Origin of the sequence: Streptomyces sp. NPDC096152 (genome assembly GCF_044763235.1) — a bacterium.
Classification (GTDB): domain Bacteria; phylum Actinomycetota; class Actinomycetes; order Streptomycetales; family Streptomycetaceae; genus Streptomyces.
The window spans coordinates 1,048,151-1,060,643 of the sequence record NZ_JBIWFW010000001.1 but is presented as its reverse complement, the minus strand read 5'-3'; the positions used below and the strand labels follow the sequence as shown (position 1 = coordinate 1,060,643).

At 74.3% G+C, this 12,493-nt stretch carries 12 protein-coding genes; 5 read left to right on the top strand and 7 right to left on the bottom strand.

Annotated elements, in window-relative coordinates:
- Positions 1-85: 85 nt before the first annotated feature.
- Entirely contained in the window at positions 86-1,573 is a 1,488-nt protein-coding gene (locus ACIQ9G_RS04635) for a glutamate synthase subunit beta (RefSeq protein WP_403606203.1), read from the top strand.
- A gap of 126 nt (positions 1,574-1,699) precedes the next feature.
- On the opposite strand, the gene ACIQ9G_RS04630 is transcribed toward ACIQ9G_RS04635, so the two are convergent.
- The 3 genes from ACIQ9G_RS04630 to ACIQ9G_RS04620 all read right to left on the bottom strand — a co-directional run bounded on the left by ACIQ9G_RS04630 (position 1,700) and on the right by ACIQ9G_RS04620 (position 3,792).
- On the bottom strand, positions 1,700-2,515 hold the full coding sequence (locus ACIQ9G_RS04630; RefSeq protein WP_403606200.1) for an SAM-dependent methyltransferase: 816 nt from the start codon (positions 2,513-2,515) through the stop codon (positions 1,700-1,702).
- Between the two features lie 141 nt (positions 2,516-2,656).
- Positions 2,657-2,932 (bottom strand): DUF397 domain-containing protein, encoded by a 276-nt coding sequence (locus ACIQ9G_RS04625; RefSeq protein ID WP_403606197.1) that lies wholly within the window; start codon positions 2,930-2,932, stop codon positions 2,657-2,659.
- On the bottom strand, positions 2,932-3,792 hold the full coding sequence (locus ACIQ9G_RS04620) for a helix-turn-helix domain-containing protein (protein ID WP_403606194.1): 861 nt from the start codon (positions 3,790-3,792) through the stop codon (positions 2,932-2,934). Before ACIQ9G_RS04620 ends, ACIQ9G_RS04625 begins: the two co-directional genes overlap by 1 nt.
- 199 nt (positions 3,793-3,991) lie before the next feature.
- Between ACIQ9G_RS04620 and ACIQ9G_RS04615 the strand changes: the two genes are divergently transcribed.
- The 3 genes from ACIQ9G_RS04615 to ACIQ9G_RS04605 all read left to right on the top strand — a co-directional run bounded on the left by ACIQ9G_RS04615 (position 3,992) and on the right by ACIQ9G_RS04605 (position 7,455).
- Positions 3,992-4,612 carry an ATP-binding protein gene (locus ACIQ9G_RS04615; protein ID WP_403606191.1) on the top strand — a complete coding sequence of 207 codons (621 nt, stop codon included), beginning with the start codon at positions 3,992-3,994 and terminating at the stop codon, positions 4,610-4,612.
- Entirely contained in the window at positions 4,603-5,064 is a 462-nt protein-coding gene (locus ACIQ9G_RS04610; RefSeq protein WP_403606188.1) for a hypothetical protein, read from the top strand. Before ACIQ9G_RS04615 ends, ACIQ9G_RS04610 begins: the two co-directional genes overlap by 10 nt.
- A gap of 528 nt (positions 5,065-5,592) precedes the next feature.
- On the top strand, positions 5,593-7,455 hold the full coding sequence (locus ACIQ9G_RS04605) for an ABC transporter ATP-binding protein (protein WP_403606781.1): 1,863 nt from the start codon (positions 5,593-5,595) through the stop codon (positions 7,453-7,455).
- A 9-nt stretch (positions 7,456-7,464) separates the two neighbouring features.
- Here the strand turns inward: ACIQ9G_RS04605 and ACIQ9G_RS04600 are convergent, their stop codons facing one another.
- The 3 genes from ACIQ9G_RS04600 to ACIQ9G_RS04590 form a co-directional block, all read right to left on the bottom strand.
- Positions 7,465-7,650 carry a hypothetical protein gene (locus ACIQ9G_RS04600; protein WP_356191504.1) on the bottom strand — a complete coding sequence of 62 codons (186 nt, stop codon included), beginning with the start codon at positions 7,648-7,650 and terminating at the stop codon, positions 7,465-7,467.
- 315 nt (positions 7,651-7,965) lie between these two features.
- On the bottom strand, positions 7,966-9,795 hold the full coding sequence (locus ACIQ9G_RS04595; RefSeq protein ID WP_403606778.1) for an FUSC family protein: 1,830 nt from the start codon (positions 9,793-9,795) through the stop codon (positions 7,966-7,968).
- Positions 9,796-10,195: 400 nt separating this feature from the next.
- Positions 10,196-10,978, bottom strand: a complete 783-nt coding sequence (locus tag ACIQ9G_RS04590; protein WP_403606185.1) for a nucleotidyltransferase family protein — start codon at positions 10,976-10,978, stop codon at positions 10,196-10,198.
- Between the two features lie 264 nt (positions 10,979-11,242).
- Between ACIQ9G_RS04590 and ACIQ9G_RS04585 the strand changes: the two genes are divergently transcribed.
- Positions 11,243-11,707 carry a GNAT family N-acetyltransferase gene (locus tag ACIQ9G_RS04585; protein ID WP_403606182.1) on the top strand — a complete coding sequence of 155 codons (465 nt, stop codon included), beginning with the start codon at positions 11,243-11,245 and terminating at the stop codon, positions 11,705-11,707.
- Between the two features lie 67 nt (positions 11,708-11,774).
- On the opposite strand, the gene ACIQ9G_RS04580 is transcribed toward ACIQ9G_RS04585, so the two are convergent.
- A complete protein-coding gene (locus ACIQ9G_RS04580; protein ID WP_403606179.1) occupies positions 11,775-12,479 on the bottom strand; it encodes a uracil-DNA glycosylase in 705 nt (234 codons plus the stop codon).
- Positions 12,480-12,493 lie beyond the last annotated feature (14 nt).

Sequence of the window (12,493 nt, the reverse complement as noted above, 5' to 3'; positions counted from 1 at the left end):
ACCGGGCCGGGGGGACGTATCGTGGCCGAAAGAGTGCCGCCCGAAGTCGCACGGCGCGTCGTCCGCGTACGCAAGGGGGACGGCCATGGCCGATCCCAAGGGTTTCATGACCACGCCCCGCCGGGAGTGGCCGCGCCGGCCGGTGGAGGAGCGGACCCGGGACTGGGACGAGGTCTATGTTCCGGGCGCGCTGCTGCCGATCATCAGCAAGCAGGCCGACCGCTGCATGGACTGCGGCATCCCGTTCTGCCACGAGGCCTGCCCGCTGGGCAATCTGATCCCGGAGTGGAACGACCTCGTCTCGCGCGAGGACTGGCGGGCGGCGAGCGACCGGCTGCACGCGACGAACAACTTCCCCGAGTACACCGGCCGGTTGTGTCCGGCGCCGTGCGAGGCGGGGTGCGTGCTCGCCATCAACCAGCCCGCGGTGACCATCAAGAACGTCGAGTGCGCCATCGCCGACCGGGCGTGGGAGGAAGGGTTCGTGCAGCCGCGGCCGCCGGAGCGGCTGTCCGGGTGGACGGTCGCGGTGATCGGGTCGGGCCCGACCGGTCTCGCCGCGGCCCAGCAGCTGACCCGTGCGGGGCACACCGTCGCCGTGTACGAGAAGGACGACCGGATCGGCGGGCTGATGCGGTACGGCATCCCCGAGTTCAAGATGGAGAAGCACCACCTGGAGCGGCGGGTGGAGCAGATGCGGGCGGAGGGGACGAGGTTCCGTACGTCGACGGCGGTCGGGCGGGACGTGGGGGCCGCGGAGCTGCGGGGGCGCTACGACGCCGTGGTGATCGCCACGGGTGCCACGGCGTGGCGGGAACTCGACGTGCCGGGGCGGGAGTTGGCCGGGATACACCAGGCGATGGAGTATCTGCCGCTGGCCAACCGGGTGTGCGAGGGGGATCTGGAGAGGTCGCCGTTGTGCGCCGTGGGCAGTCATGTCGTCATCGTGGGCGGCGGTGACACCGGGGCCGACTGTCTCGGCACCGCGGTGCGGGAGCGGGCCGCGTCCGTGACCCAGCTGGACATCTACGCGCAGCCGGGCGGGGAGCGGGACGAGGACATCGAGCCGTGGCCGACGTATCCGAAGATCTACCGGCTGTCGGCAGCGCACGAGGAGGCGCGGGATCTGCGGACGGCGCCGGCCGCGGATGCGGACGCGCGGTTGTTCGCGGCGTCGACGCTCCGCTTCGCCGGTGACGCGGACGGGCATGTGCGGTCGCTGCACCTGGTCGAGGTGGACGCCGCCCGGCAGCCGCTGCCGGGCACCGGGCGGACGCTGCCGGCCGACCTCGTGCTGCTCGCGCTGGGCTTCTCCGGGCCCGACCGGGGGGACGGGCTCGTCGACCAGTTGGGGCTGGAGCTGATGCCTCGGGGGACGATCGCCCGTGGGGCCGACTTCGCGACGAACGTCCGCGGGGTGTTCGCGGCCGGGGACGCGGCGCGCGGGCAGTCGCTGATCGTGTGGGCGATCGCGGAGGGGCGGGCGGTGGCGGCGGCCGTCGACCGGTATCTGACGGGCAGTTCGCGGCTGCCGGCGCCGATCGGGCCGTACGACCGGCCGATGACCGTCTAGGCGAAGCGCCGCCCGCCTGCCCGCCTGCCACACCTGCCTGCTCACCTGCCCACCTGGACCGCCAGCCGGACCGCCCCCGCCGACCCGGTCGGTCCAGCCGCCCCCGCAGACCCGGCCGTCCCCGCCTCAGGGCTTGCGTGCCACCGCCCCGTAGCCCGGGATGACTCCGTCGTCCTGGCCCGGGACCGGGTCGCCCAGTTCCGGGTGCCAGTGGTGGACCACCTCGACGCCGGGTTCGACCAGTTCCAGTCCGTCGAAGAAGCGGGCGAACTCCGCGCGGGAGCGCAGGGCCAGGGTGACGCCGGCCGCCTTGAGCTTCTCGGTGGCGGCCGCCGACTCCTCGGGGGTGAAGTCGGCGGTGGCGTGGGTCATCATCAGGTAGCTGCCGGAGGGGAGTTCGGCGAGCAGCCGGTTCACCAGTTCGTGGGCGCCGTCCTCGTCGGAGACGAAGTGGAGCAGGGCGACGAGGGACAGAGCCACGGGCCGGCCGAGGTCCAGAACCTTCCTGGCGCCCTCGACGACGGCCGCGGGCTCGCGCACGTCGGCCTGGAGGTACTCGGTGACGCCCTCGGGCGTGCCGCGCAACAGGGCCGCCGCGTGGGCCAGCACGATCGGGTCGTTGTCGCAGTAGACGACGCGGGCGTCGGGCGCGATCCGCTGGGCGACCTGGTGCAGATTCGGTTCGGTGGGGATGCCGGTGCCGACGTCCAGGAACTGCCGTATGCCGTGCTGGGCCAGCCAGCGCGTGGCACGGTGCATGAAGGCGCGGTTGACCCTGGCCATCACCGGCACCCGCGGATCCAGGGCGAGCATCTGGCGGCCCATGGCCTCGTCGACGGGGTAGTTGTCCTTGCCGCCGAGATACCAGTCGTACATCCGCGCGGGATGCGGCCTGCCGGAGTCGAGCCTGAGGTCGTTGCGGTCGGCGTCCTGCCCGGTCATGCGGCACCCCGTAAGTGTCTGAAGTGGTGGTTGACGTGGAAGTCGAGAAGGAAAAGGAAGGTGGTCAAGTCGGTAACGGAATCGACAGGTCGGACGTGAGGAGGAACTGGGAAAGAGGCGGCCCCGGTGGCCGGGGGGCGGTCAGGAGAGCAGGAAGTCGGCCTCCCCCGCCTTGGCGCCCCGGATGAAGGCGGTCATCTCGTCGGTGGTGTAGATGAGGGCGGGACCGTCCGGGTCGGTGGACTGACGCACCGCTATCCGGCCGTCGGCCAGCTTCATCGCCTCCAGGCAGTTGCCGCCGTTGCCGCCGCTCCACGGCTTGTGCCAGCCCTCGCTGCCCAGTTCACGGGCAGGCATGCCGTTGTAGATCCGCTCGGTGCGGATCCGCGGCGCGGAGGGGGAGATGGTGCGATCCATTACAGCTCCTTGGCGAGATCCCGGAGGATCTCCTTCGTGCGATGTGCTGTGGCGGCGTGCGCCGCCATGCGGTCCATGACCTCGAGGTGGGCCGCCACCTCCTGGCGGGCGTCCAGGTAGACGGCGCCGGTCAGGTACTCGCTGTAGACCATGTCCGGCAGTTCGGGCATGGCGAATCGGAACAGCACGAAGGGCCCGTACGTGCCGGGGTGCGGCCCCGAGGAGAACGAGGCGACCTGGAGGGTCACGTTGGGCAGCTTCGCGGCCTCGAGCAACCTGTCGATCTGAGCACGCATCACCTCCGGTCCGCCGGCCGGGCGGCGCAGCGCGGTCTCGTCCATGACGGCCCAGAACCTGGGCGCGTCGGGACGGGTGAGCAGTTCCTGGCGCTGCATGCGCAGCGCGACGTGGCGCTCGATGTCCTCGGGCTGGGTCTGGCCGACGGCGCCCGAGGTGAGGACCGCGCGCGCGTAGTCCTCGGTCTGCAGCAGTCCGGGGACGAAGTGCGGTTCGTAGGACCGGATGAGGCTCGCCGCGCCCTCCAGGCTGACGTACATGGAGAACCAGCCGGGCAGGATGTCGTGGAACCGCTGCCACCAGCCGGGCTTGTTGGCGTCCTCGGCCAGTTGGACGAAGGCCTCGGCCTCGTCGTCGCCGATGCCGTAGGCCTTCAGCAGCAGTTGGAGGTACGGGATCTTGAGGCCGACCTCCGCCGTCTCCATGCGGCGGACCGTGGCGGGGGCGACGCGGAGGATGCGGGCGGCCTCCTCGCGTTTGAGCCCCGCGCGTTCCCGCAGGTCCAGCAGGCGCCGGCCGAGCACGACCTGCCCGACGGTAGGCGCGGACCGCGGTTCGCTCACGCTCCACCTCCACAACGTTTCCTGACAGCCCTACGGCGCCATTCGAAGATCTATTCGAAGATCCGGCGGATCCTCGGCGATCCCAACTGGCGCCGCTCGACGTGCTGTTGCGAGCAGTGTGCCACGGCCTTTCACCCCGTCACACAGCACTCTGCACTTTTCAGAGTGACACTTGCCAAGTGTTCACGGCGGGGAGATAGTGGCAAGCGTGATTCCGTCCCCGCCCTTAGGAACAGACGCCGCCGCGGACCCTTCAGGCCTCGGTGCCGCCACCGGAGCGGGCCCCGACGGGGCCGTCGCCCAGCGCCGGTTCCGCTTCGAGCTGGCCGCGCATCCGGGTTCCCCCGCTCGGGCCCGACAACTGACGCGGGCCCGGCTGACCGGGTGGTCGGTGTGCGAGGACACGTGCGACACGGCGGCTCTGGTCATCTCCGAACTGGTCACCAACGCCGTCGTGCACACCGCGAGCAGCCGGATCATCTGCGAGCTGCACGACGGCGGCGATCTGGTGCGCATAGCCGTGCGCGACCAGGGGTGCGCGCCGAGCGAGCCGCACCCGTCCCAGCGGGGTCCGGAGGAGGAGCACGGGAGGGGACTGCTCCTCGTCGACGCCCTGTGCCGGGCCTGGGGCACGCAGGAGCACGGCCCGGGGCTCGTGGTGTGGGGGGAGCTGCCGCGTCGGGCGGGCCGGCCGCACGACTCCGGCGAGCCGCGCGGCGACCTGGGCTGGGGCGCCCGCCCCAAGCAGGGCCCCGCGCGCGGCCCGGACGGCGAGGACGACACGCAGGCACGTCAGGGAACGGGGGCCGCATGGCTGTGAGCGTCGGCTCCGGTGCCGGTGGGGTGCTCAGCCTGGAGACGCTGGTGCGCCTGGGGCGCGGCGTGCGCCGGCAGACCGCGCCGGGCGAGTCGGCCTCTCCGCTGCGACTGGCGGTGCCCGACGGCATGACCACCCCGCTGGGCTGCGACGCGGTGGCGGTGCCCGCCCGATTCGGGCCGCTGGTGATGCCGCGCCTGCCGCGCGTCGGATGCGTCTACGCCGATGAGGCCCACTGGTGGTGGATCGTCCCGTCCGACTCCGACTACGCGCTCCGGTGGCCCGCCCCGGCGCACTACGCCACCGGTGCGGTCCTGCGTGACACACCGCGGGTTCCCGGACTGGTCCACCGGGCGGACGACACGGTTCCGTACACCCCGCCGATCCCCCTGTACCTGGCGGTGTGCCGCGTGCTCGGGGCGACTCCGGCGTGGTCACGGCCGGTCAACGCGTAGGACATACGTAGGGCCGAGCCCGCGCGTCGCGCGTGCGGCCGAGCCCGCGTGGCGTGCCTACGCCCGGCCCCACCTGCCGCGCATACGACGTAGCCCGCGTGTCGCGCGTGCGACCGGGCCCGCCTGCCGCGCGTACGACGTGGCCCGTCGGTCGCGCGTACGACCGAGCCCGCTTGCCGCGCGTGCGACCGGGCACGCGTGTCGTGCCTACGCCCGGCCCCGCGTGTCGTGCGGAGGAGCAGGCCCCCCGGCCGGCGCATACGCGAGACCGTCCGGGCTCGGCGCGAAGCACGCGGGCGGCCCTCGCCCCCGGCATGTGCCCCGCGTCCGGCGCGGCGTGCGCCCGCGCGCCTCTCCTGCCACGTCGCGCGCCCTGCCCCGGGGGTTCCCGCCCCGCGATAGTGGCCGTCCGTCCACGATCGGGGGAGGTCGACGGTGAGGAAGCGGCGGGGGCGAGGGGGCGAGGTGGAGGGGCCCGAGGTCTCGGAGTCGGAACGGCTGCTCTTCGGCGGCCCACTGCGCTACGACATGGGCTGGAACCAGCACCGGGACGCCTTCCTGGAGCTGAACCTCCGCGGCGTGGTGACCCGGCTGCCGGGCCTGCTCGCGTCCAGCTTCCGGCTCGCCCGGCAGGCCGACCGGCGCGCCGCGCGGACCGTGCTGGCCGCCGAGGCCGGCCGGGGCGCCGCGCAGGCGGTGAGCCTGCTCGCGGTGAACAGCGTGCTCGGCCGGGTGCTCGCGTCCGGCCCCCTGGAGGACCGGCTGCGCGGCACCGTGCCCGCGCTGGTCACCATGACGGCGGTGATGCTGGTGGGCGCGCTGCTGCGGGCCGCGTCGACGTACGCGACCGGCCGTCTGGAGCCCAAGGTGGAGCGGGTGGCGACCGAGCTGTACCTGGAGCGGGCGGCGGCCGTGGAGCTGGCCGCGATCGAGGACCACGCCTTTCACAAGCTGCTGGACACCGCGCAGTACGGCGCGTCCTCGGCCCGCCGGATGATCATGTACGGCACGCGGGTGGTGAACGCGATGATCTCGCTGGTCGCGGCGGCCGGCGTCCTCACGGTCCTGCATCCCGCGCTGCTCCCGCTGCTCGCCACCATGACGCTGCCGAGCGCGTGGAGCGCGCTGACGAACGCCCGGCGCCGCTACGAGTCCTTCCACACCTGGGTCCAGCACGCGCGCGCGGGGCATCTGCTCAGCGGCCTGCTCACCGAGCCGGCGGCCGCCCCGGAGATCCGCGTCCACGGCGTGGGCCCGTTCCTGCTGCGCCACTACCGGGCGATGTCGGAGACCGCGGAGGCGGAGCAGGCCCGGCTGGCGCGGCTCGCGGCCCGTACGGGCCTGTTCGCGGCGGCCTGGACGGGCCTGGCGACCGTGGCGACGTACGCGACCCTGGGCGGGCTGCTGCTGACCGGGGCGGTGGCGCTGTCGGTGGCCGGTACGGCGGTGATCGCGATCCGCACCGGCTCGGCGAGCCTGGACACGCTGGTGCTGGAGATCAACTCGCTGCACGAGGAGGCACTCTTCGTGGGCGATCTGCAACGTCTCTACGCCGAGGCGGCCGAGCGGGCGATCCCGGTCGGCGGGCGGCCCCTGCCGGATAACCCGCGGGAGATCCGGTTCGAGAACGTCACCTTCCGCTACCCGGGCGACGCGTCCCGCCCGGCCCTGGACGACGTCACCCTCACCGTCCCCACGGGCCGGATCGTCGCGCTCGTCGGGGAGAACGGCTCCGGCAAGACGACCCTGGTGAAGCTGCTCGCGGGTCTCTACACCCCGGACCGGGGGCGGATCCTGTGGGACGGAGTCGACGCGGCGGACGCGGACCGCCACCGGCTCGCCGAGCGGGTCGCGATGGTGGCGCAGGACTTCAAGCGCTGGCCGTTCACGGCGAGGGTGAATGTGGCGGTGGGCCGCTCGTCGGCGCCCCTCACCGACGAGCGCGTGGCGGGCGCGGTCGCCGACGCGGGCGCCGAGGAGGTGGTCGCGGACCTGCCCCGGGGCCTGGACACCCTGCTGGCGCGCAACTTCAGCGGCGGGCACGAGCTGTCCGGCGGCCAGTGGCAGCGGCTCGGCATCGCCCGGGCCGCCTACCGGCGCGGCCGCATCCTCATCGTCGACGAGCCGACGGCGGCGCTGGACGCCCGCGCCGAGCTGGAGGTCTTCGAGCGGATCCGCGGGCTGGCCGGCAGCGGTCAGACGGTCGTCCTCATCACGCACCGGCTGGCGTCCGTCCGCCACGCCGACGTGGTGCACGTCCTCGACCAGGGGCGGCTGGTGGAGTCCGGCACGCCCGACGAACTGCTGGCCACCGGGGGCCTCTACGCGGAGCTGTACGCGCTCCAGGCGGAGCAGTTCACGGGGAAGGTGCCCGCCCCGGAAGCGGGCTGACCGCGTCCGTCACGCCGTCGCGTCACCGGCTCCGTCGACCGCGCGGACGATCACCAGGAAGGTGTCCGTCGCGAGATCCATCACGACCTCGGCGGGCAGGCCCTCCAGACGCCGCGCATGCGCGAACTCCTCCGCCGGCCAGGACCCGCGCGGCCCGCCGGCGGGAAAGCGTTCGAGCACCGTTCGCCCGTTCACCCTGCACCTCCATGTAGCGCTGTACTCGTAGAGTTAAACGCCAAGCATGGGGTGAACACCTCGTGAAGTAACGGTACTGAGACGCAGTTGACACGCGTTCAACGCCATCCGTGAGAAGAAGATCACACTTGCGGCCCATCCGATCACTCAACGCTCCGACCTGCGCACATCTCGTGTCCGTCCGGCGTCGGCACTCCCGGTGTTCACTTCGCGTCCATCGAACCCTTCCGTCCGCGCCGACTACTCGCGTTCGTCGTGGTACCGGATCGGCCTCCGCCCGCGGGCGCGCCCGAACACCGCTACGGACGAAGGCCGCTACGGGCGAAGGCCGGTAGGGGCCAACGCCTGTACGGGCGGGGGCGTTCGAGGCTCGCGCTCGGCTCGTGGGCCGGTGTGCTCGCCGGCCCTTCTCAGGGCGTCGAGGAGTTCGGTGAGGCGTTCGGTGTGCCGGGTGGTGAGGCGGCCCGTGTGGTCGAGGTGCACCGCGCAGGCGGTGGTGGTGTCGACGAGGCGTTCGAGGGTGGCGGCGACGTGGTCCGTGCCCTCGGCGTGCCGGGCCAGCGCCGGGAGTTCGGCGGCGGCGAGGGTGATGGCCGCGCGGGCCTCGGCGAGGGTGCGGTAGGCCTCGCGGCGCAGTGTCCAGCGGGTGGCGTGGTCGCCGGACTCGCCGAGGACGTGGGCGAGGTAGGCGTGCGCGGCGTCGGTGGCCGAGGCGAGCCGGGCGCGTACCGCCCCGCCGCGCCGCCCCGGCAGCGGAACGTGGCCCACGAGCAGCACGATCGCGCAGGCCAGCAGCGTCTCGCCGATCCGGCTGACGGAGGCCTGCGGTTCCCCGCCGGCCATGACGAGGGCGAGGACCAGCACGGTGGCGACGGCGGTCTGCGCGGCGAAGTGCCGGGTGGCGACGGGCACGAGGGCGCCGCAGACGGCGACGAGCGCGACGAGCCCCTCCGGGCGCGGCAGCACGGCGGCGAGGACGGCGAAGAGCAGGGCGCCGAGGACGGTCCCCGCGGCCCGGCACAGCACGCGGGAGAGCAGCGGCCCGAGGTCGGGCTTGACCAGGAAGACCGCGGTGGCGGGCAGCCAGTACCAGTGCGCGTGCTGCCCGTACCAGCGGGTGTGGTGCAGTGCCTGGGCGACCGTGGCGCCCACGCCGAAGCAGAGGGCGACCCGCACGCCGTACTCCCGTCCGGCGGCGCCGAGCGCGGTGCGCAGCAGGTCGCGGGCGGTGCGGCGCCGGGTGTGCAGGTCTCCCCCGCCCTCCGCCCGGTCGAACACCTCCGCGGCGCGCAGCAGGGCGTCGTCGAGGGCGCGCAGGCCGGGCGCGGACCGGCCGGGGGCGGGCAGCGGACCGGCGGGCATGCTTCCGCGGACGGCGGCGGCCAGGCGGCGCGGTCCGGCCGAGGCGCGTCCGGCGCTCGCGTCTCCGGCCCAGGCGAGCGCGGTGGCGGCCTCGGCGAGCGGCAGCGCGGCGGCGTACTGGGCGTGCAGGCGCCGCTCGGCCGCGGAACCGGTGTGACGCCGCAGCCGGGGCCCGGTCAGGGCGTCCTGCGCGTGGTCGAGGGCGGCGGTGAGCGCGGCCCGCCGGGCGGTGGCACGGGGGCCGCCGACGGCGTCGAGGAGACCGGCGACCGCGTCGTACACGGCGGCCACGGCGGCCCGTTCCCCGTCGAACCGGAAGTCACCGGAGAGGGCGCCCGGCGTGGGCAGCGCCAGCCGCAGGGCGAGCAGCCACCCGGCCCCGGCGAGGAAGGCGAGCGCCCTCAGCCACCCGGGCTCGGACAGGGGCATTCCCGCGCCGACGGCCGCGGCGACGAGGAGTTGCGTGCCGGCCCCGGAGGCGACGGGCCCGACGGCGCCGGCGCTCCCGGCGCCCAGCCCGAGGACGGTGAGCAGCAGGGTCAGCGGTACGGCGGACAGGTGCTGTCCGCCGTATGTCCCGACGACGAGGCCGGCCGCCCCGGCGAGCGCGGGCACCCCGAGCCGCTCGACGGACGCGCGCCTGCTGCCGGGCCGGTCGTTGATCCCGGCGAGCATGGCGGCGAGGGCGGCGACCACGCCGAGGGCCGTGTGGCCGGTGCGCAGGGCGAGCAGCAGCAGCGGCCCGGCGGCGAGCGCTCCGCGGGAGACGGCGTTCCAGGGCACGGGCCCGCGCTGGGCGCGCAGGGCGTGGGCCAGCCAGGGCGGCAGGGCGAGGGGGTGGGGGTGGGGAAGAGGGTGCGGCTGGAGGTGCGCGGGGGAGGTCGCGGGACCAGTCGGGCCGGAGGCGGCACGGACAGCGGTGGTGCGGGTGGCGGCACGGGTGGTACGGGTGGCGGCACGGGTGGTGCGGCGCGTCACGGAGCTCCTGTACGTCGGGACGAGGGCGTGGCTTGGTGCCTTCGGGCGACGGTGACCGGGCTGCGGAATGTGGTGCGAGGTGTGGTGCGAGTTGTGATGCCCACGCTAGATCGCGTTCTTGGAGGGGAGGGAACGGCCGTATTTCCGGCGTGTGACGTTCCGCCGGGACGCGCGTTCGCGGGAAGGTCGACGCGGACGGCGCCGCTCAGGACTGTTCCGCCGCCCGCCGTACGGCGCGGCCGAGCAGCGCCCCGGCGTCCGTCACCGCCCGGGTCAGTGCCGCGGGGTCGGCCGTCAGCGAGCCGAGGAGCCCGTCGACCTCGCGCAGTCCGGCCCGTACGAGGAGGCCCTTGTCGTTGGTGGTCCACTCGCCCCGCGCGGCCAGCACCGCGTGGGCCGTCCGGGTCGCGGCGAGGGCGATCGCGCCCGCGACCTGGGTGAGGGAGCCCTGCGGCGCGTGGCCCGCCTCGGCATACCCGAGGGTGGCGGTGGCCAGGCCGTACCAGTGCCCGGGCGCGGACCGGCGCAGCGCCCGCGGATAGGCGGTGGGGCGGCTCAGTTCTCCCCTCAGCACCTGGTTGACGGCGAGTTCGGCGACGACCAGGTAGCTGGGGATTCCGGCGAGGTGGAAGAGCAGCGGTTCGACCCGGAAGCGTCCCTGTTCCGCCTCCGCCCACTCGTGTGCGACGACGTCGAGGTCGCGGTAGTGCACGTCGACGCGGCGTTCGTCGATCGTCAGCCAGGCGCCGCCGTTGAACACTCCGCCGCCCCAGCCGCCGAGTTCGGACACCTCGCCCTCCCAGCCGACGGCGCGCAGGTCCGCGGGGTCGAAGCGGCCGCGGTAGTAGACGGCCAGGTCCCAGTCGCTGTCCGGCCGGTGCGTGCCCTGGGCCCGCGAACCGCCGAGGGCCACGGCCCGGACTCCGGGGAGGGCGGCGAGCCGGTCGGCCGTGGTGTCGAGAAAGGTCTCGTCCGTGAGGCGGGGCACGGGTGCGGCTCCAGGGGTCGGGGGCGGGGAGCGAAACCTCCGGTTTGCGAGGGTTCGAGGGCTCCTCCGTGGCCGTGACGAGGTGTCCGGAGCCTACGCGCTACGGCGTCGGCGCCTCCACGGAATATCCGGGTGCGCCCGCGTCAGCGCGCCTGGATGATCGGGGAGTTGTGTTCGTCCCCCGCATCGCCCGCGTCGCCTTCCAGGAGCCCGTATGATCCCGCGCCCCACCGTGCCCGGTCCGCTTCGGCCGGAGGCACGCTGATGACGGCGGGGCCTCGGCCGGTGGTCCTGCGCCGGGCCGGCGCGGCGGACGCGACGCCCGCCGCCGACGTCTGGCTGCGTTCCTTCTCCACCGCGCTGCCGACGGTGGTCCGGGCGCACTCCGACGACGCGGTACGCGCCTACTTCCGCGACGTCGTGGTGCCGTCGCGCGAGACGTGGGTCGCCGAGTCCCCCGGCGGCGGGGTCGTGGGCGTCATGGTGCTCGCCGACGACGAGCTCTCCCAGCTCTACCTCGCCCCGGACTGGCGGGGGCGCGGCGTCGGCGACCGTTTCGTCGCGCTGGCCAAGGAGCGCGGGCCACGGGGCCTGACCCTCTGGACCTTCCAGGTCAACGGACCAGCCCGGCGCTTCTACGAGCGTCACGGCTTCGTCGCCGTCGAGTACACGGACGGCAGCGGGAACGAGGAGCGGGAGCCGGACGTCCGGTACGAGTGGCGGCCCTGAGGGCGGGCCGGCCTCGTGTCGGCCGTCGTCAACGGGGCGTCGGAGCCGTGGCCCCGGGGCCGTCGCGTCACGGCCGGTGGTGCGGGAGCCCCGCCGCGTCCGCCGCCGTGGTCAGGACGTCCCGGAGCATCGCGGGGGTGAGCCTGCCGGTGAAGGTGTTGCGCTGGCTGACGTGGAAGCAGCCGAAGAGGGTGAGCCCGTCCAGCGGCACCCGTGTTCCGTGGGCGAAGGCGGGCCGCGGCCGGGGCACCGTCCAACCCGCCTCGGCGAAGGCGGGCAGCGCGGCCTGCCAGCCGAAGGCGCCGAGTACGACGACGGCGCGCAGTGTCGGCCGCAGCAGCCGCAGTTCCCGCACCAGCCAGGGCCGGCAGGTGTCCCGCTCACCGGGCGTGGGCCTGTTGGCGGGCGGCGCACAGTGCACGGGCGAGGTGATCCGCACGCCGTACAGCTCCAGGCCGTCGTCGGCGGAGACGGAGGTGGGCTGCGAGGCGAGCCCCACGTCGTACAGCGCCTCGTAGAGCACGTCGCCGGAGCGGTCGCCGGTGAACATGCGGCCGGTGCGATTGCCGCCGTGCGCGGCGGGGGCGAGGCCGACGATCAGCAGCCGGGCGTCCGGCGGCCCGAAGCCCGGAACCGGACGGCCCCAGTACGTCCAGTCGGCGAAGGCGGCGCGCTTGGTGCGGGCGACCTCCTCGCGCCAGGCGACCAGGCGCGGGCAGGCCCGGCACCCGGCGATCCTCCGGTCGAGGGCGGCGAGACTGCTGCTGTCCATGTCTTCACGGTAGG